Origin of the sequence: Pedobacter africanus (genome assembly GCF_040548825.1) — a bacterium.
GTDB classification, from domain to species: Bacteria; Bacteroidota; Bacteroidia; order Sphingobacteriales; family Sphingobacteriaceae; genus Pedobacter; species Pedobacter africanus_A.
Map to the genome: position 1 here is coordinate 1,511,891 of NZ_JBEPSL010000001.1, position 26,241 is coordinate 1,538,131.

General features: G+C 42.3%; 23 protein-coding genes. 12 read left to right on the plus strand and 11 right to left on the minus strand.

Translation table 11 applies throughout. From position 1 onward, the window contains the following. Positions 1–80: 80 nt before the first annotated feature. From ABIE26_RS06235 to ABIE26_RS06250, 4 genes are all read right to left on the minus strand, one after another. The gene (locus ABIE26_RS06235; RefSeq protein ID WP_310138865.1) at positions 81–3,017 is read right to left on the minus strand and encodes a TonB-dependent receptor; all 2,937 of its coding nucleotides are present in this window, start codon (positions 3,015–3,017) and stop codon (positions 81–83) included. 301 nt (positions 3,018–3,318) lie between these two features. Next, positions 3,319–4,686: an MATE family efflux transporter gene (locus ABIE26_RS06240; RefSeq protein ID WP_310138863.1), complete on the minus strand. Its 1,368-nt coding sequence runs from the start codon at positions 4,684–4,686 to the stop codon at positions 3,319–3,321. Between the two features lie 130 nt (positions 4,687–4,816). Further along, the gene (locus ABIE26_RS06245; protein ID WP_310138862.1) at positions 4,817–5,440 is read right to left on the minus strand and encodes an AlbA family DNA-binding domain-containing protein; all 624 of its coding nucleotides are present in this window, start codon (positions 5,438–5,440) and stop codon (positions 4,817–4,819) included. Between the two features lie 17 nt (positions 5,441–5,457). After that, positions 5,458–5,943, minus strand: coding sequence for a DUF4442 domain-containing protein (locus tag ABIE26_RS06250; protein WP_310138861.1), 486 nt, complete (start codon positions 5,941–5,943; stop codon positions 5,458–5,460). 81 nt (positions 5,944–6,024) lie between these two features. Here ABIE26_RS06250 and ABIE26_RS06255 point away from each other — a divergent pair, with 81 nt between their 5' ends. The 9 genes from ABIE26_RS06255 (at position 6,025) to ABIE26_RS06295 (ending at position 16,962) form a co-directional block, all read left to right on the plus strand. Beyond that, positions 6,025–6,330: a phosphoribosylpyrophosphate synthetase gene (locus tag ABIE26_RS06255; protein WP_084240656.1), complete on the plus strand. Its 306-nt coding sequence runs from the start codon at positions 6,025–6,027 to the stop codon at positions 6,328–6,330. Positions 6,331–6,415: 85 nt separating this feature from the next. After that, positions 6,416–6,625: a coproporphyrinogen III oxidase gene (locus tag ABIE26_RS06260; RefSeq protein WP_310138857.1), complete on the plus strand. Its 210-nt coding sequence runs from the start codon at positions 6,416–6,418 to the stop codon at positions 6,623–6,625. 118 nt (positions 6,626–6,743) lie between these two features. Then, on the plus strand, positions 6,744–7,967 hold the full coding sequence (locus ABIE26_RS06265; RefSeq protein ID WP_310138856.1) for an MFS transporter: 1,224 nt from the start codon (positions 6,744–6,746) through the stop codon (positions 7,965–7,967). An 80-nt stretch (positions 7,968–8,047) separates the two neighbouring features. Continuing rightward, complete coding sequence (gene hemF / locus ABIE26_RS06270; RefSeq protein ID WP_310138854.1) at positions 8,048–8,944, plus strand: oxygen-dependent coproporphyrinogen oxidase; 897 nt, start codon at positions 8,048–8,050, stop codon at positions 8,942–8,944. Between the two features lie 129 nt (positions 8,945–9,073). Next, complete coding sequence (gene gyrA / locus ABIE26_RS06275; protein WP_310138851.1) at positions 9,074–11,677, plus strand: DNA gyrase subunit A; 2,604 nt, start codon at positions 9,074–9,076, stop codon at positions 11,675–11,677. A 98-nt stretch (positions 11,678–11,775) separates the two neighbouring features. Continuing rightward, positions 11,776–12,852 carry a tetratricopeptide repeat protein gene (locus tag ABIE26_RS06280; RefSeq protein ID WP_310138849.1) on the plus strand — a complete coding sequence of 359 codons (1,077 nt, stop codon included), beginning with the start codon at positions 11,776–11,778 and terminating at the stop codon, positions 12,850–12,852. Positions 12,853–12,936: 84 nt separating this feature from the next. Further along, on the plus strand, positions 12,937–14,088 hold the full coding sequence (locus ABIE26_RS06285; RefSeq protein ID WP_310138846.1) for a tetratricopeptide repeat protein: 1,152 nt from the start codon (positions 12,937–12,939) through the stop codon (positions 14,086–14,088). Positions 14,089–14,314: 226 nt separating this feature from the next. Further along, entirely contained in the window at positions 14,315–16,474 is a 2,160-nt protein-coding gene (locus ABIE26_RS06290; RefSeq protein ID WP_310138843.1) for an FUSC family protein, read from the plus strand. A gap of 77 nt (positions 16,475–16,551) precedes the next feature. Beyond that, positions 16,552–16,962, plus strand: a complete 411-nt coding sequence (locus ABIE26_RS06295) for an organic hydroperoxide resistance protein (protein WP_310138841.1) — start codon at positions 16,552–16,554, stop codon at positions 16,960–16,962. Here ABIE26_RS06295 and bioB read toward each other — a convergent pair. From bioB to ABIE26_RS06315, 4 genes are read right to left on the minus strand one after another with little or no spacing between them, the layout of a single operon-like run. Beyond that, a complete protein-coding gene (gene bioB / locus ABIE26_RS06300; RefSeq protein ID WP_310138839.1) occupies positions 16,959–17,969 on the minus strand; it encodes a biotin synthase BioB in 1,011 nt (336 codons plus the stop codon). The genes ABIE26_RS06295 and bioB overlap by 4 nt on opposite strands. 13 nt (positions 17,970–17,982) lie before the next feature. Next, the gene (mgtE, locus tag ABIE26_RS06305; RefSeq protein ID WP_310138836.1) at positions 17,983–19,332 is read right to left on the minus strand and encodes a magnesium transporter; all 1,350 of its coding nucleotides are present in this window, start codon (positions 19,330–19,332) and stop codon (positions 17,983–17,985) included. A 28-nt stretch (positions 19,333–19,360) separates the two neighbouring features. Then, positions 19,361–20,479 carry a magnesium/cobalt transporter CorA gene (corA, locus tag ABIE26_RS06310; protein ID WP_310138833.1) on the minus strand — a complete coding sequence of 373 codons (1,119 nt, stop codon included), beginning with the start codon at positions 20,477–20,479 and terminating at the stop codon, positions 19,361–19,363. A 3-nt stretch (positions 20,480–20,482) separates the two neighbouring features. Then, a complete protein-coding gene (locus ABIE26_RS06315; protein WP_310138831.1) occupies positions 20,483–21,094 on the minus strand; it encodes a WbqC family protein in 612 nt (203 codons plus the stop codon). Positions 21,095–21,171: 77 nt separating this feature from the next. On the opposite strand from ABIE26_RS06315, the gene ABIE26_RS06320 reads away from it, so the two are divergent. Further along, entirely contained in the window at positions 21,172–22,014 is an 843-nt protein-coding gene (locus ABIE26_RS06320) for a lysophospholipid acyltransferase family protein (protein ID WP_310138829.1), read from the plus strand. After that, a complete protein-coding gene (locus ABIE26_RS06325; RefSeq protein ID WP_310138827.1) occupies positions 22,014–23,033 on the plus strand; it encodes a glycosyltransferase family 2 protein in 1,020 nt (339 codons plus the stop codon). Before ABIE26_RS06320 ends, ABIE26_RS06325 begins: the two co-directional genes overlap by 1 nt. Here ABIE26_RS06325 and ABIE26_RS06330 read toward each other — a convergent pair. Together ABIE26_RS06330 and aroQ are read right to left on the minus strand one after the other, a co-directional pair. Next, positions 23,030–23,998, minus strand: coding sequence for a M20/M25/M40 family metallo-hydrolase (locus tag ABIE26_RS06330; protein WP_310138825.1), 969 nt, complete (start codon positions 23,996–23,998; stop codon positions 23,030–23,032). The genes ABIE26_RS06325 and ABIE26_RS06330 overlap by 4 nt on opposite strands. 2 nt (positions 23,999–24,000) lie before the next feature. Next, the gene (gene aroQ, locus ABIE26_RS06335) at positions 24,001–24,420 is read right to left on the minus strand and encodes a type II 3-dehydroquinate dehydratase (protein WP_310138823.1); all 420 of its coding nucleotides are present in this window, start codon (positions 24,418–24,420) and stop codon (positions 24,001–24,003) included. 46 nt (positions 24,421–24,466) lie between these two features. Between aroQ and xerD the strand changes: the two genes are divergently transcribed. Then, positions 24,467–25,366: a site-specific tyrosine recombinase XerD gene (xerD, locus tag ABIE26_RS06340; RefSeq protein WP_310138820.1), complete on the plus strand. Its 900-nt coding sequence runs from the start codon at positions 24,467–24,469 to the stop codon at positions 25,364–25,366. Between the two features lie 3 nt (positions 25,367–25,369). On the opposite strand, the gene prmC is transcribed toward xerD, so the two are convergent. Beyond that, positions 25,370–26,236: a peptide chain release factor N(5)-glutamine methyltransferase gene (gene prmC / locus ABIE26_RS06345; RefSeq protein WP_310138817.1), complete on the minus strand. Its 867-nt coding sequence runs from the start codon at positions 26,234–26,236 to the stop codon at positions 25,370–25,372. Positions 26,237–26,241: the final 5 nt, after the last annotated feature.

Consider the following 26,241-nt stretch of genomic DNA (forward strand, 5'->3'; position numbering starts at 1 on the left):
TTCTGTAAGTTTTGTTCATCTAAAATCCGATAGCCCTTTGCAGCGCTATCGGATATACTTTTATTATTTTTCAGGCTGCCTTATTTGGTCAGCAAGCCATCTAGTGTAACTGCAGCGTAGTAAAGCGCCCCAAGTGTTGGTCCGCCTGCATACTGCACGTAGTTTTTATTGAATATATTGGTACCCCCGACCTTAAGCGTTGCTTTAGATTGCGGTACCCGGTAAGTAACCTGTGCGTCGAATGTATTGAAGGCCGGTACCGTTCCGTTAACAAGCGGACTTTCCCACAGGAATTCTTCCTGCCATTTCCAGGCAATGTTGAAACCCAGGTTTTTCAGGATCTCGCGGTTCCCGAAAGAAACATTGGTAGACCATTTAGGCGTATTGAAACCGGTTACAAAAACATCTGCCTGTTTATTTTTGGTGATGTCGTTAAAGCTGACATTGCCTACAACTGTATATTTTTCAAAGAAATTGTAGGTAATACCTAAAGAAGAGCCGTAGTTATTGTATTTGTTTTTTGCATTGGTATAAACCCTGTAGCGCGTTTGCTGGGCATTTCTTTTAGAGGCCAGCGCAGCAATGGCCGCATCGTCCGATCCGACAGTAAGCTGGTTGGCTAAGCCGGCTGCATAAGGAACGGCAACTTCTACCTGGCCAAGAAAACCGTCGTACTGATTCACATAGGCATCTATATCAACCACCAACTTGTTGTCTAACAGGATGCTTTTGTAACCCACTTCAAATGAATTGATCCGCTCTGGTCTGGTTGCCGAAAGGCTTGTGATTTCCAGCAGTGCCTTGTTGTTGATGGCAGCCTGGGTTTCTGTTAAGGTACCTCCGGAGGCCTTAACATCGGCATTTACTTTTGCATTGAACACATTAATGGAAGACAGGGTGTAGGAGTTATCCAGGTAGTTGAGGCCCTCGTTGATGTAAGACAAACCGCCAACCCTTCTGATATTTCCATTGTTTACAAAAGATACCGCTTCGAATAAAGCCGGGAACCGGTATCCGTTTTGGAAAGAGGCGCGGAAATTGTGCCTTTTGGCTACGGTGTAAACCGCGGCCACCCTCGGATTGATTTTGGCTTCAAATTCAGGGTTGTAGTCTACCCGGATAGAACCGAACAATTTCAGTTTTTCATCAAAGAACGTTTTGGTGATCTGAGAAAAAGCCCCGAATTTTTTATAATAGACATTATCGCCAAAAGAACCATCCGCCAAAGGCTTATTCCTGTCGGCCACTGGTCTTTTAAAATCTACAAAGTTATTTCCATCAGGGATCACCTCGTAAATACGGGCATCGGCACCGATCAGCAGGTCCAACACTTTGGTGTATTTGGATAAATTCCATTGTGCATCTGCATGATAGGTATGGCTTTCCTGTTTTAACCAGGCACCACCTGTGGCCGGAGCACCCGCCACATTTTTAGCATGGTCCCAGTTGTTGATGCTAATGATTGTTTTTTTGAGTTCGTTAAACTGAGCTGTACCAGGTTCCGCCCGTCCTGCATCAGCAGCAATTCTGCCCAACCTGAGTGCATCGGCTAAAGATGATCCGCCGTTTAGGGCGTTCTGGGCGGCAGTTTTAAAATCTGCGCCCCAAACGCTGTTCGACTTGTTGGTCAGGTCAAGGTTATCTACCAAAGGCTTGATGTTGTAAGAATCGCCTGTAGATTCGCTCGACATATACGTGCGGATAAAATAATTATCGCCTTTTAACTCTAATTTATGGTTCTGAACAATTACGTTATCCAGCTGTATTTTATTACCCCGCTGAAATACCCCATCCATTTTGCCAATACGGTAAGAATAGGAGAGTTCGGCATTGTCGTTCAGGCGATAATGAAGCGCGGCATCAAATTTCAGGTTGTCGATATTGGGGCTAACCACATCTTTCTCCCAGTAGCCGGTACGGCGTGTAATGATGCTGTTTGCCGAACCTTTTCCCGGAATGGTTAAACCACTTATGGTTACGGCATTGCTTCCGCTATCGTCGCCATATTTGTTCCAGGCATCATAAGCGGGGTTATCGGCATCAGCATTCAGTTCAGGGTAAGCCGGGTTTGCAGTTATGAGGTTATTGGGGTTCTGGTTGGTCCGTGTATCCGAAACCCAATCTGTACCCCTTAAATAGCTGAGGTTGACTTTAAAGGCAAACTTATTGTTAAATGCCTTTGCATAACGAATTGATGTTTCGGTAAGATTGCTCAGGTCTCTGCCGGTTCCACCGATATGATTTACCCCTGTTTTCTGGTAAAAGCTTAGTCCCTGGTAAAGGAATGGGCTTTTGGTAATTAAGTTGGCCATACCGTTGATGGCATTCATACCATACAGTGCAGATGCTGCACCCGGGGTGATCTCTACACTGGCAATATCCAGCTCGGTAGGGCCAATGGCATTGCCAAGGGGAACGCCTAAAGTTGCGGCCTGCATATCTACACCATCTACCAGCTGCATAAAGCGGAAGTTGTTCGGGATGTTAAAGCCGCGTGTGTTGGGTACTTTAAAAGTTAAGCTTGAAGTAATCATCTGAACGCCTTTTACGTTTTCCAGTGCATCGTAAAAGCTCGGTGCAGGAGATTCACGTATGGCCCGGATGTCCAGCTTTTCAATGGCTACGGGTGATTTAAGGATACTTTCCTCAACCCGGGAAGCCGTAATTACCACTTCCTGCCCCAATTGGGTTTGGGTAACCATGGCAATGTTTATTCTGGAATCGGTACCCTTTACCTCAAATTCCTGGGTTTGAAAGCCTACACTGGATACTACCAGCGTAAAAGGGAATCTGGCTTTGGTCTTTAAATTGAATTCGCCGTTTGAACCGGTAGAAATTCCGTTAACGGTTCCTTTAATGAGCACATTGACCCCTGGGAGGGGCTCTTTTGTAGCTTCGTCGATGATTTTGCCTGATATGACAATAAAGTTATTTCCCTGGGCGTAGGTTTGCTGATGGAACAGGGTAGCGACAGGTAATATAATCAGATATAAAAGTTTATGTATGTGCAGTTTCATTATAATGTTTGAAAAATAAAAATGGATGTGATGTTGATTGAGTTGGCTTTGATTTCAGCTCAACAACAACAGGCAGATGTCCAGTAATTATTCTTCAGCGAGGTAGGATCATTTGGCTTGCGTAGTTTTAGTTTCATATAATTTCTATCAAATTAGTCGACAATATTAGTTCAACTTTTTTAATATTCAAAATAATTCTACTAAATTTATAGATTTAATTTCAAAATCTGCTTATACGTGCTTTCAGGGCCATAATAGGAGTGGCCCTGAAAACGGAGAAAATAAAAAGAGGGGAGACTTGCTAATCTGCAGAACTGCTGATCAGCACTTTAGTTTTGCTCTGGAACCTGATGAACAGCAGGACAGAGGCGGTAAGCAGGCCAAATGTTAGTCCATACCAGATGCCGTTAACACCAAGCCCAAGTTTAATGCCCAGCAGATATCCCAATGGAATCCCAATTACCCAGTAAGCGACAAAAGTAATGATGGTAGGAATGTTCACATCGCCAACACCACGTAAAACACCGAGTCCGACTACCTGTGTACCATCAAATAGCTGAAAGAAACCTGCAATGATCAATAGCTGAGCGGCTATACTGATTACAGCGTTATCTTCTGTATAGATATATGGAAGAAAGTTGTTGGCTGCAATAAACATGATGGCTGTTATGCTCATGAACAAAAGAATGACATGATAGCTGGCAATGGCTGATTTTCTTAGATCCTCAAAATTCTGTTTTCCAAAATTGTTGCCGGTTTTGATGGTCGCAGCAGATGCAATTCCGCTGGCCATCATGTAAGTTACTGCCGCCAGGTTGATGGCTACCTGATGGGCAGCCTGTTCTACAGCACCAATAGTGCCGATCAGGATGGCAGCACCACTAAAAGCGCTGATTTCAAACGAATATTGCAATGCAACAGGGGCACCAATCTTTATGATTTTCAGGCTCCTTACTTTGTCTATACAGGTTAACCTGAAGCTTTGAATGTAGCGTTTAAAATGCGCTGAACGCATGACATAGGCAGACATCACTATGGCCATCAGGGTACGGTCTATCAATGTACTCAATCCAACCCCCTTAACACCCATTGCCGGGATGCCAAACATCCCCTTTACAAAGATGATCCCAAGAATCACATTCAGCAGGTTGCCCCATATGGAAACGAACATGGCTTGTTTGGTAAAGCCCAGGCCTTCAGCGAACTGCTTAAAGGTCTGAAATATCATCAGCGGAATAATGGATATTCCGAGATAGCCCAGATAAGGTTTCGCATAGGCGACTACCTCGGGCGATTGGCCAATATGGTCGATGACCAGTAAGGTGCCCAGGTGTACAAAAGTGTAGAGCAATAAAGCAGTAAAGAAGTTGATGATGAGACTGTTTGATAAAAGCTTTCCACATTCCTCATAGTTTTTACGGCCATTTTCCTGTGCAATCAATGGCGTCAATCCATAAGCCAGGCCCATGCCGATTACCAGGATCAGCATAAACAGGCTGTTCACCAGGGATACTGCAGCCAGCTGAACAGTTCCGGCAAAATGACCTACAATAACACTGTCGGCCAGATGGACCAATGTATGTCCGAGCTGAGACACTACGATAGGCATGGCCAGACGTAAATTATCGGAATAATAAGGTTTGTATTTTGTATAAAGACTCGTCAACATTCCGGCAAAAATCGGGTTTTTCAGACTGATTTTTGCCAGTTCATTTTGAAATTAATGACGAAACACGGTTTAAAACGTTTAAAATAATATCTGCCTGGCGGAAATGAATTTAGTATGACACGGGCGTGGTTTAGTTTGAGGTAAAATACTCTTCTTTTTCGGAAGAATGGGGGGTAATTACCCCGCCGATAATCAGGTTTACCAATACCTTTTGCGCTTGTCTGTATGAACTCCTGGTGAGCTTGCTGAACTCTTTTAACGTAATACGCCCTTTTTCACCAAGATGTTCGAAGAGTTTCTTTTCCTGTTCAGTATAAGTGATCAGCTGCCCGTTTTTATTGCTGCTTTTTTTGATTACATCAATCATAATCTTGCTGGCCAGCAAACTTTTGTCTTTAACCCGGTAATATACCCACCATTTCTTATTTTCATCCAGTGCATAGTGGGGCTTGGTATCACTCGCTGCAATCTTAACCACAAGGACCAGCTTATCATCTACATATACTTCTTCAAATTCCGGTTCAATGGCGGGTTTACAAAACTGATGTGCCGATTTCGTGATCATATACCGTTCTTCATCTTCCGATTTCACACCTTTTATACTGCCATCGTCGGCTACGCCGATCAACAGCTGTCCGCCCATATTGTTGGCAAATGCAACAAGGCTTTTGGCTATTTTTTCATTGCTGGTAATGGTTTTTTTAAAATCTAACGTGGTACCTTCACCCTGTAAAATTAGTTTCCTGATATTCATCTGCGTTTCTTAAAGGGTTAATAAGCAATACGTGGTTCTTCTCCCTGATGGAGGTTCCGAACGTAAACCTCGTTCATTACTGTGGCACAAAGCTCTCCGGCTGCATTTGTAATTTCCATTGGATAGGCTTTTACAAACTTACCGCTCGTATTTAACGCCATTATGGCATCGTTTAGCATTTCATCCGTAACTGTTATGGTAAAATATAAATTTCCCCGTCCTGGTTTAAGGTACTGAATGGAGGCGCTTTTAAGCCAGACCCGCACTTTGAAGCCTGCTCTTTGCAGCAATTGATCAAAAAGCAGCGCATAGAAAGGGTCGGTTGCTGCGTAAATGGTGCCGCCAAAAATAGAACCGTTATAATTTTTATTTAAGAGGCTTTTGGCAATTTTCACATCAACGCCGCGAAAACCCTTATGAAATTTTCTGACCCAGATGCGCTGAAATAATAAAGGAGGATATAAACACAAGCCCCATTTAAGGGTTTTTTCCGATACAACCATGATGCTTAAATATCAGAAAGTTTATTGAACAATAAAATTTAATTGTACTGTGAAAAGGTAAAATTTTAGTAAATTAGAACTATGTACATATACGACACCCTTACCGACGCAGTATCAGACCTCGAGAAACGGGGCTACGAACATGATTTCAATTTAACAGCCGAATACATAGAATGTAAAGCTATTGATATCCAGCTGATGCCGGAAGAATTTGAGATTGATGAGTTTTATCGTTTTGAAGGAATGACCGATCCTGACGATAGTGCCGTGATCTATGCCATATCATCTCCCGTAGGCAATTTAAAAGGTGTACTTATTGATGCTTACGGTGCCTACGCCGAAAATATCTCGCCGGAGTTGCTGGATAAATTAAAGGTGCATCATTAGCATTTTAAAACTTTTTAAGCTATAGTGTTGTTAATCAGTTGAGATTAAACAGGAACGTTTCCTTACACAACAAAACTATAGACTTATGAAAAAGCTAATTTTAAGTCTTGCTGTTGCCGGTACTTTAACCATTGCCGTTTCAGCATGCAATTCAACAAAAAATGTTTCGGGCGGTTCCGATACAACGAGGGTTGATACAACCATGGCCGTGCCCCCTGTTGATACCAGTAAAAAAATGCCGGATACCATGAAAACAATGCCGCCTGATACCACAAAAATGCCGCCTGCTCAATAACATTCAGGCAAAAACGAAATTAAAAGGCCGTTCATTTTATAATGATTACGGTCTTTTTTATATAAAAATTTTCAGTCATTAAATTTGTTTGTACTTTCAGTCGCCAAATAAACCCGATATGATTGAAAAAGAGAAAAACAAAAACCTGTTTTTTCTGATCCTGGTAGCCGCACTGGGCTATTTTGTAGATATATACGACCTGCTTTTGTTCCTGATCATCAAAAACAAAAGCCTCAGTGCACTTGGTGTTCCTGCCGATAAAATAACGGAAACCGGGTTGAACCTGATGAACTGGCAAATGGCTGGTTTGCTTATAGGTGGCATATTCTGGGGTATACTGGGCGATAAAAAAGGCAGGCTTTCAGTGCTTTTTGGGTCTATACTGATGTATTCCCTTGCCAATATTGCCAACGGCTTTGTAAACAGTATACCTATGTACGCTGCTTTGAGGTTTATTGCCGGATTGGGCCTGGCCGGTGAGCTGGGGGCGGGCATCACACTGGTCAGCGAAAGCATGAGTAAAGAGAAAAGGGGATATGGTACCATGCTGGTTGCTGGTATCGGCCTGAGCGGGGCAGTAGCAGCATACCTGGTAGGCGATTATTTTGAATGGCGTACCGCCTTTTTTGTAGGAGGGGCCTTAGGGATAGTACTTTTACTGTTGAGGATTGGCGTTTTCGAATCCGGGATGTTTCATGCCATGACAAAAAAGGAAGTCTCCAAAGGGAATTTTATGATGCTGTTTTCAGACCGGAAACGTTTCTTCAAATACCTGAATTGTATATTGATAGCCGTTCCGCTTTGGTTCGTAGTAGGCATACTGATAGGTATAGCGCCCGATTTTGGCAAGGCCCTGAACGCCAGAGATCCGCTGGATAATGGTAAAGGGGTGATGTTTGCTTACATTGGGATTTCGCTGGGCGATTTCCTGACCGGTGCATTGAGCCAGGTATTTAAAACCCGAAAGAAGATCGTTTTTGTATTTTTAACGCTTACTTTTTGCACCATGCTTTTTTACCTGTTCAATACAGGCTGGACAGCTTCCGGCTTTTATACACTATGCCTGCTGTTTGGTATTTTTACGGGTTATTGGGTGGTATTTGTGACGATGGCTGCAGAACAGTTTGGGACCAATTTAAGGGCCACGGTAACTACCAGCGCCCCAAATATGGTCAGGGGCTCGTTAATTCTGGTTACCCTTTTGTTTCAATGCCTGCTGGGGAGCATGGGGATCATAAAAGCGGCTTTATGCGTTGGGGTAATAACCGTGGGTCTGGCCTATATTGCCCTTTATAACCTGGACGAAACCTATGGACGCGATCTTGATTTCATAGAGGAATAGTGTCAAAACAATGTACTATCTGTAAATTTAGCGGGCCATGACCTTTTATTAAGGTTAACTTTGAGCTTAGTTTTACTGAAATGGTGTTTAAAGATAAAGTAGTAGCGGCCTATCAGAAGATCCAGGATGATATTTGTACCAGTCTGGAGCTTGCTGATGGAAAGGCGAAGTTTGAACAGGAGATCTGGAACAGGGAAGGTGGTGGTGGCGGAAGAACCCGTATCATGCAGCATGGAGATGTAATTGAAAAAGGAGGCGTAAATTTTTCTGCAGTACATGGAAAATTACCTGATCCTATAAAAAAAGCCTTTAAGGTAGACAGTGATGAGTTTTTTGCTACCGGCGTTTCTATTGTAATGCACCCTTCAAATCCGTTTGTACCCATCATTCACATGAATATCCGTTATTTCGAAATGGATGAACAAACCAGGTGGTTTGGGGGCGGGATAGACTTAACCCCGCATTACATCATTGATACCGATGCCAGGTTTTTTCATCACCTCTTAAAACAGACCTGTGATACCTTCGATCCAACGTTTTATACCAAATTTAAAACGAATGCTGATGATTACTTTTTTATCAAACACAGAGAAGAGACCAGGGGAGTTGGCGGTATATTTTACGATCGGTTAAAACCGGAAAATACGGGTTTATCTTTCGAGCAATTGCTTGATTATTCTATTGCGGTTGGAAACACCTTTATTCCAGCCTATACAGAACTGATAGAAAGAAACAGGGATAAAGAATTTACAGCCCAGCAGCAGGAATGGCAATACCTGCGCAGGAGCAGGTATGCAGAGTTTAACCTGGTTTATGACGCAGGTACCAAATTTGGCTTGGAAACCAATGGACGTATAGAATCTATACTGATGAGCCTGCCGCCAATGGCCAAATGGACATACAATTACCAGCCTGTTTCAGGCAGTCAGGAGTCCTACACTTTAAGCAAACTTAAAAAGGGAATTACATGGGCATAAATGCCTGATAAATGCCGGATTTATAGGTTAAAATTTTTCCACAATGCGCCTTTATGGCGCATTTTTTATTAGATTCGCAAGGTTATAAGAATACCACATTTAAAGCGTTCTTAAGGAACATTAAGATTTATGGCAGAAGATTTAGAAAATCAGGAAAACGACAAAATAATTAGAATCGATATTGACGAGCAGATGCGGTCCGCGTACATCGATTATTCGATGTCGGTTATCGTATCGAGGGCTCTGCCCGATGTTCGGGATGGTTTAAAACCGGTTCACCGCCGTGTTTTATACGGGATGCTCGATCTGGGATTAACAAACAATAAACCATATAAAAAGTCAGCACGTATTGTTGGAGAGGTACTGGGTAAGTATCACCCGCATGGCGATGCATCTGTATACAACACCATGGTAAGGATGGCCCAGGAATGGAGCCTGCGTTACCTGATGGTAGAAGGACAGGGGAACTACGGTTCAATTGACGGGGATTTTCCAGCTGCAATGCGTTATACCGAGGCCCGTTTCCAGAAAATAGCCGAAGAGATGCTGGCCGATATCAATAAAGACACCGTTGATTTCCAGTTAAACTTTGATGATTCACTGGAAGAACCAACTGTTCTTCCCTCAAAAGTACCCAACCTGCTCATCAATGGTTCATCTGGTATTGCTGTAGGTATGGCAACAAATATGCCTCCGCACAACATCACCGAAACCATTAATGCCACCATAGCCTATATTGAGAACAATGAGGTTACCGTTGCTGAACTGATGAAACACATTAAAGCTCCGGATTTTCCTACTGGGGCAATTATTTATGGCTATACAGGCGTACAGGAAGCTTTTGAAACGGGTAGGGGTCGTATTGTAATGCGCGCCAAAGCTGAAATCGAAGCTTCAAAAGACCGTGAAACCATTATTGTAACCGAAATACCTTACCAGGTAAATAAGGCCCAGATGATTGAGCGTACCGCTGAATTGGTTGGCGAGAAAAAAATTGAAGGCATTTCGAACATTAAAGATGAGTCCAATAAAGACGGTATCCGCATTGTTTATGAAATTAAACGCGATGCAAATGCTTCAATTGTTTTAAATAACCTGTTTAAACAAACGGCTTTACAGACCTCATTTAGTGTAAATAATATTGCCCTGGTTAAGGGCAGGCCGCAGTTGCTGAACCTGAAAGACCTGATCCACTATTTTGTGGAGCACAGGCATGAAGTGGTGGTCCGCAGGACCAAATTTGAACTTGCTGAAGCCAAGAAACGGGCCCATATCCTTGAAGGTTTATTGATTGCACTTGATCACCTTGATGAAGTAATCCAGCTGATCCGTAGTTCAGATACCCCTGAAGACGCCAGAACGGGGTTAATGGAGAAATTTGGCCTGACTGATATTCAGGCCCGTGCTATCCTGGATATGACCCTGCGCAGGTTAACAGGTCTGGAGCGTGATAAGATCAAAGAGGAGTACAACGAATTGATGAAAACCATCGAATACTTGCAGTCAATTTTAGATGATGAAGGAAAACGTATGCAGATCATCAAGGACGAGCTGACCGAAATGAAAGAGAAATACGGTGACGAGCGCAGGACTACAATCGTTCATTCGGCGGAAGACATGAGCATGGAAGACTTTATTGAGGATGAAGAGGTAGTAATTACCATTTCTCATGAAGGATACATCAAACGTACGCCTGCAACTGAATACCGCACACAAGGAAGAGGTGGAAAAGGTTCAAAAGGCAGCGATTCAAGAAATGAGGACTTTATTGAACACCTGCTGATTGCCTCAAATCATAACTATATGCTGTTCTTTACTGAAGCCGGCCGTTGTTTCTGGTTAAGGGTTTACGAAATACCTGAAGGATCAAGGATCAGCAAAGGCAGGGCAATCCAGAACATTATCAATATTCCTAAAGAAGAGAAAATTAAAGCCTTTATCAAGGTTAAAAACCTGAAAGATCAGGAATACCTTGAAAACAATTACATCATCATGTGTACCAAAAAGGGAACGATTAAGAAAACCTCTTTAGAGGCTTATTCGAGACCAAGGGTAAATGGTATCAATGCCATAAACATCAATGAGGGCGACCAGCTGCTTGAAGCAAGTTTAACTACTGGTTCAAGCGAAATTGTAATGGCCTTACGTTCAGGAAGAGCAATCCGCTTCAACGAAGCCAAAGTAAGACCAATGGGCAGGACCGCTACGGGAGTAAGGGGAGTAACACTTGCACACGAAAAAGATGAGGTGATTGGCATGATTGCTGTAGATGATCCTGGAGCAACTGTACTGGTGGTTTCAGAAAAAGGCTACGGTAAACGTACTGATATCGAAGACTACCGTGTTACCAACAGGGGTGGTAAGGGTGTTAAAACCATTAACATTACAGAAAAAACCGGAAACCTTGTTGCCATTAAAAATGTTACTGATGCAGATGATTTAATGATCATCAATAAATCGGGCATCGTCATCAGGATTGTGGTGAGCGAATTAAGGGTAATGGGCCGTGCCACACAGGGCGTTCGTCTGATTAATCTTAAGGGAAGCGATGAGATCGCTTCAGTGGCCAGGATTGAGCATGAAGAAGAGGAAAACGAAGAGATAGAAAGCCATGTAGTAGTAGATGGTGAACCTGCTGGTGAAGTAGAAGATGAACCGATAGAAGATGCTGCTGAAGAAGAGGGCGAGGAAGGCGAAGAAAGCGGTGAGGACACCGAGGGAGAGGAAGCTTAAGGAACAAAGAGCCGGATGGTTCATAAATAAAACGCAATAAATAAAATAAAAGATGAACCTGATCGTTTCATCAACATTAAAAAACAAAAGATAAAAAGATGAAAAAAGTACTTTTAGGAATGTTGTTTGTAGGTGTCGCCTCACTCGCAAACGCTCAAAAAAGTGAAATCAGCGAAGCCAAAAAAGCATGGAATCTTTTAAGTATTACTTCGGGTAAGACCCTTGCTGATAATTTAAAAGCTCTTAATGACGGATTAGGCCATACTGATAAAGCCATAGCACATGAGAAGTCTAAAGATTTACCGGATGCATGGTCTTACAGAGCGCTGTTTGCTTCCAGAATTGCCCTGGTAGATTCAGTAGACCTGAACAATGCCAAGGCCAACCAGAAAATAGCAGAGGAAGCCCTGACCAAAGCTAAGGCCTTGGATACCAAGGGTGCTGAAAAAGAAAACATTCAGCAAGCAAGTGTGAACGTTGAGAATGCTTTAAGAAACAGGGCGATCTATGCTTTTAACAAAAAGAATTTTGAAGGTGCACTGGAAGCTTTTAATGAAATTACCACTAAAAACCCTAATGATACGACCATGTATGTAAATGCTGGTGTAACCGCAAAGGAACTGCAGAATTATCCTGAGGTAGTGCGTAACTTTAAAAAAGCGATCGACCTGAATTATAAAGATTCAAAAGTCCTGTATTCAGAGATCGTGAACATTACTTTTGATAAGATCAAAGACAGCGTTGGCGGACTGGCTATTTTAAAAGAAGCTTCTGCTAAATTCCCTGATGATTCTTATTTCATCGGTATGGAAACCGACCTTTACATTAAAAAAGGAGATATCGAAAAATCTCAGGAAATGCTGACCAAACTGATCGCTAAAGACCCTAAAAATGCAATTTATCAGTATTTGATGGGAGATACTTATTACAAGCAGGCTTTGGCCATCCAAACTAAAAGAAACGCTTTAGATGTTAAGAAAACTAAAGAATTCAATGAACTGGGTGCTAAAATGACCAAATTAATTGACCAGTCTGTACCTTATTATAAAGCAGCTTTAGATCTTGATCCAAAAAATGTAAATGCTTTGGAAAATCTTAAGATCATTTATCTGTTTAAAGACGACAAGGTAAATTACGAAGCCATTAATAAGAAACTGGCAGAGTTAAAGCCATAATTTACTTAGAATAACACATTAAAAAGAGGGGTAATTTTTATCCCTCTTTTTTTTTTTTAAGTTTGTATCAAGAACAAGTTTTGTATGAGTAAGATATCTTTAGCTGGCAGTATATTCCTGGTTTCATTGAGTTTTAATGTGGCTTTTGCACAAAAAAGCCAACTTCAAATTGCACGTAACAGTGTAGGTAAGCTACAGGTAGCCATAAATGCTAAGCAAGATGCCAAAAAACAACTCAGTGTGCTGGGAGAGGGGGTTAAGGCAGCAGAAGCAGCACAGAATGATAACAAAACAAAAAAATGGCCGGAAACCTGGGCACTAAAAGCATATCTAAGTGCTTATATTTCAATTATTGAGACTGATGAAGGAAATGCAGACAGGTATTATAATTTTGCTGTTCAGGCACTTGATTCCGCAAAAAGACTGGATAAATTTCAGGCAAACTACCGTTTAATTGATGCTGCGGCATACAATATAAACATCAGAAAGCAAAAAAAAGGGAACGTAGCTTACGCCAAAGGGGATTTTGCAGCGGCTTTTGATCTGCTGAAGGAAGTGAGCGACTTATTGCCAAAGGATACAACCATTGCCATCAATGCTGCTTTGTCGGCACAAAATACGCAGTCGTACGATAAAGCACTATTTTATTTTAAACGGGCCAAAGAAAACGGTATTAGAAATCCTGTTGTTTTTCAGAATATGGCCAGTATTTATAGCTCTAAGTTTGAACATGAACTCGCTATACGAACACTGGAGGATGGGATTAAAGTAAATCCCTATAACGTATTTCTAACCAACGATTACATCAACCTGTTACTGGATAATGAAAAATATACAGAGGCCATGCATGTGATAGAATCAACGTTAAAGGTTGAGTCGACTAACAAACTGCTTTATTTTCTATACGGTTACCTGCAGCAAAATAAAGCCAATAACGGCACTGCAGAACTGGCGTATAACCGCGCCCTTGGATTAGATGAAAACTATTTTGACGCATTGTACCAATTGGGATTGGTTTACATCAACTCGGCAAATGAAGCCTTTAAATCAGGAAAGCCTGAAGAACGTAACCAGAAATATGTTTCTTATATCAACAGAGCGGAAATAGCCTTACTTCAGGCACACGAGATCAATCAGAACGATAAAGCTACCGTACAATTACTGATCGAGATCTATACCCGTAAAAACCGCCTGGATAAAGTCCAGGAACTCAAAGGAAAGTTAGAAGAATTTTAAACGGCTGATAGCCTGAAGTAAGGAGAATAGGGTTGTTTCATAAATTATTACTTAACATAATATTAATTATAAGACTTTAATGAAAGCTGGTGATTGCCGTCATACCCGGTTAAATACGACTGGATGAGAATTTTCTCATTGAAATCAAATTAAGATAAAAAATGTTGATATTAATAGCTGAAATGGTCAAATAATTGATAGGTATCTAACAATCTAAGTTTGCAATATGTTTAATCGTCCTGTCAGAAATATTCATGATTTTTTATTAAGTACTTATTTTGCTGACGGTCTTCGTATTACACTTGGCGTGCTTTGTCCGTCCCTGGTTTTGGCTCAGTTTGGCCTGTTGCAATACGGAATGACAGTTTCATTAGGTGCCCTTTGCGCCAGTGTTGTCGATTCGCCCGGGCCAATTGTACACCGGCGGAATGCAATGCTCATTACCACAGGTCTGATTACAATTACTTTCATTATCGTAGGTTTAACCAACAGTAATATTTATTTTACAGGTGTACTGATCGTTATTTTCAGTTTCATTTTTTCTATGTTTTTCCTGTATGGCAATCGGGCTGCATCCATCGGTACGGCTGTACTGCTCATTATGGTGCTCAGTATTGATGACCTCAGGCCATGGCGGGAAGTGCTTTTTTCTTCCGCACTTATTTTCTTTGGAAGCCTCTGGTATACCGGCCTGAGTTATTTTTTTTATCGCATACGCCCCTATCGTCTCGTACAGCAAACCTTGAGCGACTCTATTCATGAAGTCAGTCTTTTTTTAAGGGCAAAGGCCAGATTTTATCATAAAAATATAGATTATGATGATAATTATGCAGAACTCCTGCAGCTTCAGGTATTGGTACACGAAAAACAGGACGAAGTGCGTGAGGTCTTGTTTAAAACCCGCGAAATTGTAAGGGAGTCTACTCCCGAAGGACGGTTTTTATTGCTCGTTTTTGTGGATATGGTAGATCTTTTTGAGCAGGTAATGTCTACCTATTACAATTACAAGCAGCTGCATGAACAATTTGATGCTTCCGGCATTCTTAAGCATTATGAATCTGTCATTATTAAGATTGCAGATGAGCTGGACGATATTGCCTTTGCGCTTAAAACCGGTGCCACCCCTAGCCTGCCTACTTCCTTAATTGAAGATGTAGAGAAGCTAAAGCATGAAATCACTGCGCTGGAAACCAATAATACCGATGGAAAATACAATACATTGGGTATCATTGCTTTGAAAAATATAGAGGTTAATATAGAGAATATTCTTTCACGCGTTAAAACCATCAACAGCTATTTCAATAAAAAGGAAAAGAAAAACCTCAAAACAAGGGATATAGAAATAGACCGTTTTGTGAGCAGACAAAACATTGATGCAAAACTGCTTTACGAGAACATGACTTTCAGTTCCTCAACTTTCCGGCATTCCTTACGGGTCGCTATTGTAATGCTGATCGGTTTTATTGTAGCCAAAACCTTAAACCTTTCACACAGTTACTGGATTTTGCTTACCATTCTGGTAATTTCAAAACCAGGCTTTAGCTTAACCAAGCAACGCAATTACGAAAGGATTATTGGTACGGTTGTCGGCGCTTTCATTGGTATGGGCATCCTGGTTTATGTGCAGGATAAAAATACACTGTTTGTCATCCTGCTTTTTTGTATGATCGGTGCATATAGTTTCCAACGTAAAAACTACGTGGTCAGCGTGCTGTTTATGACGCCCTATATTCTCGTGTTGTTCGATTTCCTGGGGATGGGAAGTTTATCCATAGCCCGTGAAAGGATTTATGATACACTGATTGGATCTGGTATTGCCCTGCTGGCCAGCTATTCCTTATTCCCTAACTGGGAACACGAAAAGCTGAAGGAAGCCATGATAGACACTTTAAAAGCGAATATGAAGTATTTTGAGGAGGTGGTATTGCTGTATGTTGACGAAGTCCATAACCTTACAAATTACAAGGTGGCACGTAAAGAGGTGTATGTAACTTCAGCTAACCTGGCGTCCCTTTTTCAGCGCATGTTTTCTGAACCCAAAAGTAAGCAGTTAATGATGACTGAACTTCATCAGTTTACAGCGCTCAATCATCTTTTTTCATCCTATATAGCCACACTCTCACTTTATAAAAAGGAACATGCATTTATGGTAGCCAATTTTGATGACCTGAAACCTACGGTTCAAAATACCCTTTATCTGTTAAACCTGGCTGTAGAAAATCTGGAACACAACAGGGGCCTCACCAGTAATGTACCGCTCATCAGGAATAATATTGCTGAATCTATACATGATAAAAATGACGAGATGATTGTGGCAGAGCAAATTGACCTGATCCAGAAAGCGGCTTATGACATATTTAAGCTGTCAGAAAAAATTAAAATATAAGCGTAAGACATAAAAAGCTGAAACTTTAGTATATCTTCTGCTGTTATATTATCAATAAAAAAACACAATAGTTAGCTATGGAAAAGTTGTATACAGCCTCGGTTACAGCCCGGGGCGGCCGAAATGGTCATATTAAATCCAGCGATGGGACAATAGAGTTTGATGTAAGAAAGCCAAGGGAAATGGGTGGACAAGGAGGTGCAACCAACCCTGAGCAATTGTTTGCAGCAGCCTGGGGGCCATGTTATTTAGGCGCACTGGGAGCTATAGCTGAACACGATGGCGTTGAGGTTTCGGAGGCAACTGTGGAGGTTCATGTCTCATTTAACCAGGATGGCAATTCATTTTTATTGTCTGCCGATCTGGATGTGCATATCCCAGGTATTTCACTGGAAGAAGCCCAGCAACTTGCTGATAAGGCCCATCGGGTATGCCCTTATTCCAAGGCTACCAGGGGCAATATAGAAACAAGGGTAACAGCTATTTAACCAGCTGTTACCTCTTCAGTTTTCTTCAAAGTATTTACAGGCCTGCCATTCTTAAAAGCATCCCGGGTTTTTAATCCCAGCAATTCAAACATGGCCATGTCATCTACAAAGGCAGGGTTAGGCGTAGTCAGCAGTTTATCCCCGGCGAAAATTGAGCTGGCACCGGCCATAAAGCAAAAGGCCTGCTCCAGAGTACTCATTTCATTTCTTCCGGCCGATAAACGTACTACCGAATTTGGCATCACAATTCTGGCAGTAGCAATCATTCTTACCATATCCCAGATTGGTACGCGTGGCTGATCCTCCAAAGGTGTGCCTTTTACCGGAACCAGGGCGTTTACCGGGACAGATTCCGGGTGTACTTCCATATTGGCCAGTGTTTGCAGCATAGAAACGCGGTCTTCAGTTGTTTCGCCCAGGCCAATAATACCTCCGCTGCAAACGGTTAATTTTGCCTTGCGTACATTTTTAATGGTATTTAAACGGTCGTCATAGCCGCGTGTAGATATGATGCGTTTATAATCGTCTTCAGAAGTATCAATATTGTGGTTATAAGCATATAAACCTGCATCTGCCAGTCGTTGCGCCTGATTTTCAGTAAGCATGCCCAAGGTACAGCATACCTCCATATCCATGTCATTTACGGCTTTAACCATTTCAATAACACGGTCAAAATCGCGGTTGTCGCGCACTTCACGCCATGCAGCGCCCATACACAAACGCGAGGCCCCTCCCTCCTTCGCCTTTACCGCTGCACTGACTACCTGGCCAAGCTGCATGAGTGGCTGTACTTCCAGATCGGTATGGTAACGGGCTGCCTGCGGACAATAGGAACAATCTTCTGCACATCCGCCTGTCTTGATCGAGATCAGTGAACTTACCTGTACCTCGTTGTAATCTTTATTCTCGCGGTGTATGGTTGCAGCTTCATAAACTAAATCCAGAAACGGCTTATGGTATATGGCCGATATTTCTTCTTTAGTCCAGTTGTGTCTAGTTGGTTGCATATATTGTTTTTAATTAAAGTAAAAGTTTACTTGCCAGTCCCAGCAAGAGTAAAAATCCGAAAACGTCTGTAAATGTTGTAATAATTATTGAAGAAGCAATGGCCGGATCTATACCAACCCGTTTTAAAATGAGTGGAATTCCTGCGCCTGTGATGCCCGCAATCAATAAGTTTCCGCTCATGGCCAGAAAAATAACCAGTCCCAATAGCGGATTGCTGTCAAAAAACAAAGCAAATAAAAATACGATCAAACCCGTACAGGCCCCATTGATCACCCCTACTGTAAGTTCTTTGAGCACCGTTCTGTAAGCCTGATTATCCGTCAAATCATATAAGGATATCCTTCTTACAGTTACCGCAAGGGCCTGTGTGGCGGCATTTCCACCCATACCGGCAATAATTGTCATGTAAGCGGGCAACACAGCGATCAGTTTAATGGTGGGCTCAAAATGACGGATTACACCGGAAGCAAGGAAAGCTGTACCAAGGTTCAGGATCAGCCAGGGAAGACGTGATTTTACCGCTTCTACCCAATTACCGCTCAGTTCCTCGTCTTCCGAAACCCCTGATATTTTTAAGATGTCTTCCGTATTCTCATCTTCCAGAACGTCTATTACGTCGTCAAAGGTGACGCGTCCTAAAAGTTTCATGTCTTTATCCAGTACGGGTATACTGGTAATATTGTATTGAGAGATCAGCCTTGCTACTTCTTCCTGATCTGTATCCGGGTAAACCCAGGCCACTTCAGATTTTACCAGCTCCGTTATCTTTACATTTCCCTTAGCCTTAATGATGTCCTTTAAAGAAACAATGCCCTGGAACGTATTGTCGTCGTTTACCACAAAAATAGTATAGAATTCTTCTATTTCTTCACTTTGGCGAATGATCTCATCAATTGCATCCTTTTTGGTCAGGTTGAGGTTAATGCGGATAAACTCCGTATTCATCAAACCACCCGCGGTTTCTTCGTGGTAGCTTAACAGGTTCCTGATATTCGATGCATCATCCTCACTCAGGTCGGCCAGGATCTCTTTTTGTTCATGCTCCTCCAACTGTGAAATGATGTCTGTGGCATCATCATAATCGAGCTCTTCAACAATTTCGGTACGCTTATCCGGATGTAATTGCAACAGCAATTCTTCAGGGTGCGATTCCTCATGCATTTCAGCAATGACCTCCGAAGCTGTTTCTACATCCAGTAAATTGATGATTCTTTGCTGCTCATCTTTATTCAGGCTCTCAAATAAAATGGCTATCTCCGAGGCATGATATTCCCCCAGAAGAGTTTTGAGCTGTTCATCATCACCGTTTAAGGCTACCTTAATCTTAGAGACATCTGTCCTGTCCAGATCGAAAGATTGCATACGCCGGTAAAGGTAATAATAATCGGTTCTATTTAAACCATCCCTTGCGCCAGAAATATAGGATTTGTAATACCGCGATGGCGGCCATCACAATCATCGTGTATAAATAGCCATGCTCCTGATACAATTCAGGCATATTTTGTGGCAATACTCTGCCGGTAACGGGATCCTCAATGGCAAAGTTCATCCCATAAATACCGGCAATAAAAGTTAAAGGGATAAATATGGAGGAAATGATGGTCAGTACCTTCATGATCTCGTTCATCCTGTTGCTGATGATGGAAAGGTACATGTCTATGTTACTGGCCGAAATCTCCTTTAGAGACTCCACGATATCAATGATCTGTATGCAATGGTCGTAAGCATCCCTGATGTACATTTTTGTCTGGTCAGGGATCAGCAGGCTGTCGCTTCTCAGCATATCGTTCAGTTTGTCCCTTTCCGGCCATACTACCCGCCTCATATTGATCAGGTTCCGTTTCACAAATTGGGTATCAAACATCACCGTGCGGTCGGGCTTATCGAATAAACGGTCCTCAATCAGGTCCAGCTCATCGCCCCAGGCACCCAGGATCTCAAAATAGGTATCAATAATGATGTCCATCAAGGCATACATCAGGTAGCTGCTTCCGGCAATCCTGATGTTGCCTTTTCCTACGCTTAAGCGGTTCCTTATGGGGTCCAGACAATCTTCATAGCTTTCCTGGAAAGTGAACAATGCGTTTTCCATTAAAATAAAGGAAACCTGCTCATTGTCCAGGTTCTTATGTTCATCAAAATGCAGCATTCTGCTGGTGGCGAAATCATATTTACCATATTCTTCCAGCTTAGGGCGCTGATAAGTCCGGGTAATGTCCTCCAGAACCAGTTTACTGATGCCAAAATCGGTGTTCAGGGTTTCAAACATGGCAACCGAATTGAAACCTTTGATCTCTATCCAGTAATTGAACTCCTTATTAGCCAGTATTCTGGATAAATTCTCAATGTTGTCCAATTCTTTAACCGCATAGTGATGGTCGTTGTAACTGTGAAACGTAATCACAGGTTTCAAAGAATGTTCATCAATGTATACCACGCCCGGACTGGAGCCGGCTACCGGTAAAGAATAGTGTTTACGTTTGCGCTTGTGTTTTGCCGGTTTACCCATAACTTAAAAGTAGTTTTTAGCCTGCGGCCCCTGGTTAAATAACAGATCTGTTATGCTTAGGTTTGGCTTAAAGCCTTGCCGATCATCAAAAACCTGGAAATAAGGCTTGAAATCAGTAACTGTGGTGTTTTTCTTGAAATGTAGTTTTGTTCTGAAATCAAGCTCTGGTTCTGCGTCCTTAACATATTCCGACGTAAAATCAAGTTCTGGCTTAATTTTTAACTGCTTAAACAGCCATTCCAGCAACTGAAAATTAAAATCAAACAGGTAATCAAATGGCTGCTCGTAAAAACGGACAAATTCGTCTTCATAGTACTCAAAATAGGCAGAATTCCGGTAACAGCTTTCAAAACTCTTCCAGTGCAGCCTTTGCCAGTTGAAATCATTGCTGATCTTAACATCCTTGACTTTGGTATGCACCTTTGACCCTTTGAGTACAGGAACAATCAGGTCCAGATCGCCATTTGGTGAGTATATTCTTGCCCGGTTCCTATAGGTCTGTTTAGGGAAATGCTCTTCTCTTTCTATTAAAAAATTGTAATTCAATTCTTTTAAACCAGAAAAATAAGCGACAGGCGGAAGATAAAAAAGTGGGAATATAGCTGAACTTTGCATCTGATATTTTATGTTTGCATTCTCAATTCGCCAAATTAATGATAAAAAAAACCTTTTCTTATATAGGAATATTTTTTTTGAACTTTTTATCACTCCTGCCCCTCTCCATCCTCTACATCTTCGCAGATCTGGCTTATTACATCGTATATTATATTATTCCCTACCGCAAAAAAGTGGTACGGGAAAACCTTCAGCATTCCTTTCCCGAAAAACCGATGAAAGAGATCATACAAATAGAAAAGAAGTTTTTCAGCTATTTCATAGATATGGTTTTTGAGATGCTGAAAATGCATTCTATTTCTGCGGCAGAAATCAACAAAAGGGTCCGGTTTACCAATCTCCATCTCGTAGAGGCCTATTTTAATAAGGGCGAGAGTGCTTTGGCCTGTACCGGACATTACGGCAATTGGGAGCTGGGAACAATGGCCCTGGGACTGAACCTTTCCAAACCGGCGTATGTGATCTATAAAACCCTGAACAACCAGGTATTTGACAATTGGTTTTACCAGTTGCGCAGCCGCTTCGGAAACAGGTTTATCCCCATGAAACAGACATTAAGGTCTATTGCAGCCACCAGAAATGAGGCCAACATCTATTGCTTTGCGGGTGATCAGACCCCCTTCTGGAACGAAACGAATTACTGGATCAATTTCTTAAACCAGCCGACAGCAGTGCTGCTCGGACTGGAAAAAATAGCGTTGCAGACCAACAGGCCAATATTTTACTTTAAAACAAAGGTCATTAAAAGAGGGTATTATGAGATCGATTGCATTCCCTTATGCCTTAACCCTAAACAAACTGAGGGACACCAGATCTCTGATATGCAATTCAACCTTTTAGAACAAATCATCAAAGAAGAACCCGCTTACTGGCTCTGGAGCCACAGGCGATGGAAACATAAACCCCAAAGCGCAGGATAATGACAGTACCCAGTGTAGCAGTAGTAATTTTAAATTGGAACGGAAAGGCCCTGCTTGAGCAGTTTTTACCCAGCGTAGTGCAATCGCAATACCCTAATCTGCAAATTATAGTTGGAGATAATGCCTCAACAGACGATTCTGTCATTTTTACAAAAGTGAATTACCCGGATGTAAAAGTGATGGTGAACGATCAAAATTATGGCTTTGCCGAGGGGTATGGTAAATTGCTGGAGCAGATAGAGGCCGATTATTATGTACTGCTCAATTCTGACGTTGAAGTGCCGCAAAACTGGATACAACCTGTTATTGATGCTATGGAAGCAGATGCGCAGATTGCTGTTGCCCAGCCAAAGATCAAATGGCAGAAACATAAGGAGCAGTTTGAATATGCAGGTGCTGCCGGAGGCTATCTGGATTTGCATGCTTTTCCTTTTTGCCGGGGCCGCCTGTTCGATACTGTAGAAAAAGACAATAACCAATATAATGATCAGAAAGAGATTTTCTGGGCTAGTGGCGCTGCATTATTTATCAAAAGCAAGTGCTGGAAAGAGGCCGGAGGACTGGATCCCGATTTTTTTGCCCATATGGAAGAGATAGACCTCTGCTGGCGGTTGAAAAATCTGGGCTATAAGATCATTTACTGCCCCCAGGCCGAAGTTTACCATGTAGGAGGCGGCACCCTGAATTCAAATAACCCTTACAAAACCTATCTGAATTTTAAAAATAACCTGGTCATCATGCAAAAGAACCTTCCTTTAGCCGATGCCTACCCGCGTATTTTTATCCGCATGTCTATCGATTTCGTTGCATGGATACATTTTCTGCTGCAGGGCAAGCCGCAGTTTGCCTGGGCCATCAACAAGGCACATTACGATTTCCTCTGCAACCTGTCAAAAAATGGGGCGAAAAGAACCGCAAAACAAATCCCTTTCCTGAAACACACAGGCCAGTACCCATCCAGTATTGTATGGGCTTATTTCATTAAAAAGATCAGGTTCTTTAGCCAGCTTGGAATTTAGTTTTTCTGTTCCGGCACAAATACAATAGCATCCTTACGGTTAGCAACGCTTAAAATAGCCTTGTAAATGTAATCGCATACCAGCTTTTCTCCGGATATATTGATCAGTGAAACCTGATCTTCAGGTGTGTGGTATTGCGGATGCCCGCCCGTATGGAAACCTAAAACAGAGATGTCTTTCTTGTAAAATGACACATGGTCTGATCCGCCTACATCGTAAGCAATCACTATAGGGTTGATGCCAGCTTCCGGTCCGAGGCCTTTCATCAACTCCATACCTCCGTTAAAAGAGGCGGCACCACCCATGTACAGTTGTTTTTCAGCGTTCATGCGGCCTACCATATCCATATTCAGCATCAGCTTTATAGATTGCAGCGGAATTACAGGATGTTCAACAAAGTATTTCGATCCCAGCAAACCCTGTTCTTCTGCTCCAAAAGCAATCAGCAGTACACTGCGTTTCAGCTGTTTCCTGTTTGCGGCCAGCTTTTCGCCAATTTCCAACAAAGCTGCAGTACCGCTGGCATTATCGTCGGCCCCGAGGTGTATGCCTGTGGTATCCGGCTTTTTAGAAGAAGGTCCTCCCATGCCCAAATGGTCGTAATGCGCACCCAGTACAATAAATTCCTGTTTCAGCAAGGGGTCAGACCCCTCAATAAAACCGATCACATTCTGCGTAAGCACTTTTGGGGTGTCGCTAACTCCCTTTTTTACCCTTATTTTGGCAATAAAATCCTGTGAATAAGACTTCCCATAGGGCTTAATACCCGATTTTTTGAATTCCTTGATCAGGTAGGCCACCACTTTTTTATTTTCCACAGTACCAGGAAAACGTCCGGCCATCTCAGGCGAAGCCAGGAATGAGATATGCGCCTTGATCTCGGTTTCAGTAACTTCTGATTGCGAATAGGCAGTCAAACTTAAACCGGTACATACGGCTGCCAACAGAAATTTTTTAATGTTCATTGTTATCCTTTCAGTAAACTCTCTATGGCCAGACGGTAGCCATCCATCCCAAAGCCTGTTAAAACACCCTTGCAGTTCTTTCCGGTAAGCGAAACATGCCTGTATTCTTCCCTTGCATAGATGTTGGAGATATGCACCTCAACTACAGGGGTCTTTATGGCTGCAATGGCATCAGCAATGGCCACAGAAGTATGGGTATACCCGCCGGCATTGATCACAATACCATCATAACTAAAGCCAACTTCATGTAGTTTATTGATCAGTTCACCCTCTACGTTACTCTGAAAATAGTCTATTTCGAGGATGCTGTACATTTCCCTGAGTGTATTGAGGTATTCATCAAAGCCCTGGTTTCCATATATGCCAGGTTCACGAAGCCCTAAAAGGTTTAAGTTTGGGCCATTAATAATTTGTATCTTCATCAGCTCAAACTTAGCCAAAAAAAACGTAGCGTATAAAATTTATTTTGTGATCCATAACCCTTATCTGCAGTCGTACAGAAATTACCTCAAACTGGAACGTTCCCTCTCTGTAAATTCTATTGAGGCCTATCTTAGCGATTTAAATAAACTGTTTCAGTATTTTGAATCATTGGAACAACAGCCTCATGTCAAGGATATTACTTCCAACGACCTGAAGCTTTTCATTTCCTGGATCAACGGGCTGGGGATGTTGCCCAGTACACAGGCCAGGGTGCTTTCAGGCTTAAAATCCTTCTTTGGTTTTTTAATGCTGGAAGAGGCTATTACCACCGACCCATCTGCCCTGCTGGAAACACCAAGACTCAGCAGGCACCTGCCCGATACATTGGATATTCATGAAATCAATGGAATGATAGCGGCTATTGATGCCTCCAAGCCCGATGGCATGCGCAATAAGGCCATTCTCGAAACCCTTTATGGCTGTGGTTTAAGGGTTTCTGAGCTCATTAACCTCAAGATATCAGATGTTTTTGAAGAAAACGAGTTCATCAGGGTAATTGGTAAAGGGAATAAAGAAAGATTGATACCTATTGGAACTACCGCCTTAAAATACATCAATATTTACCTGCAGGAAACCAGGCTACACATCCGTATCAAAAAGGGATTTGAAGACTATATCTTTCTGAACCGCGGCGGAAGCCGGCTTTCCAGGGTCTCAGTATTTAGTATCATTAAGACCCTGGCCATAAAATCGGGTATAAAAAAGAGCATCAGTCCCCATACCTTCCGCCACTCTTTCGCAACACATTTAATTGAAGGTGGTGCCGATCTGCGTGCGGTACAGGAAATGCTGGGGCATTCCAGTATCACTACTACCGAGATCTATACCCATCTGGACCGCGATTATTTGAGGGGCATCATAAACGGGTTCCACTCCCGAAGCTAGGCTTTATACCGGCTGTCCTTTCCTGCACCTTATCATTCTGTCTTTGCCCTGCATGTCTTTTTTTACTTCTATATTTATAAAGGATTTAGCTGTCAGCATATCAACTGTTTCCTTACCTGAATTTGCATTGATCTCAAAAAAAAGCAGGCCCATACCACTTAGGTGTACCTGTGCAAAATCAGCAATGGCTTCGTAAAATTCCAGGGGCTTTTCGTCGGCAACAAATAAGGCCAGGTGTGGTTCATGAGCCAGCACATTTTCATGCATTTCAGCCTGCTCTTTTAAGGTGATGTAAGGCGGATTGCTCACAATAAGGTCAAACTTTTGCTTTGAAACATATTTGCGGATGTCAGCCTTGATAAACCGGATATCTACCTCATTTAAAATGGCATTAGCAGTTGCAATTTCAATTGCAGCTTCAGATACATCCAGGGCAAAAACTTCAAAATCAGGCAGGTTTTTTTTCAGGCTTACAGCAATACAACCACTGCCGGTGCCGATATCCAGTATGCGCATTTTTCCGCCTGAGGCTGCAGTAAGTGCACAGCTTTCCAGTACCCACTCCACCAGCTCTTCGGTCTCAGGTCTGGGTATCAGCACTGCCGGGTTTACCTTAAACGGTAATCCGTAGAACTCAGTTTCGCCCAGTATGTACTGGATGGGCCTCCCGCTTTCCAGCGCTTTTAATATGGCTGTGTAGCGATCAGCTTCTACCCCTGTCAGTTCCCTGTCGTTTCTTAAACTGAGCTCGGCCCTGCTTAATCCGGAAACATGTCCGGTTGCAAGGTAAAAGATAGACGCAACTTCCTCAGCGTCATAAATGTCGCGTAATTGTAGTGTAAAATGTTGCAACAGCTGTCTTAAATTCATACCCT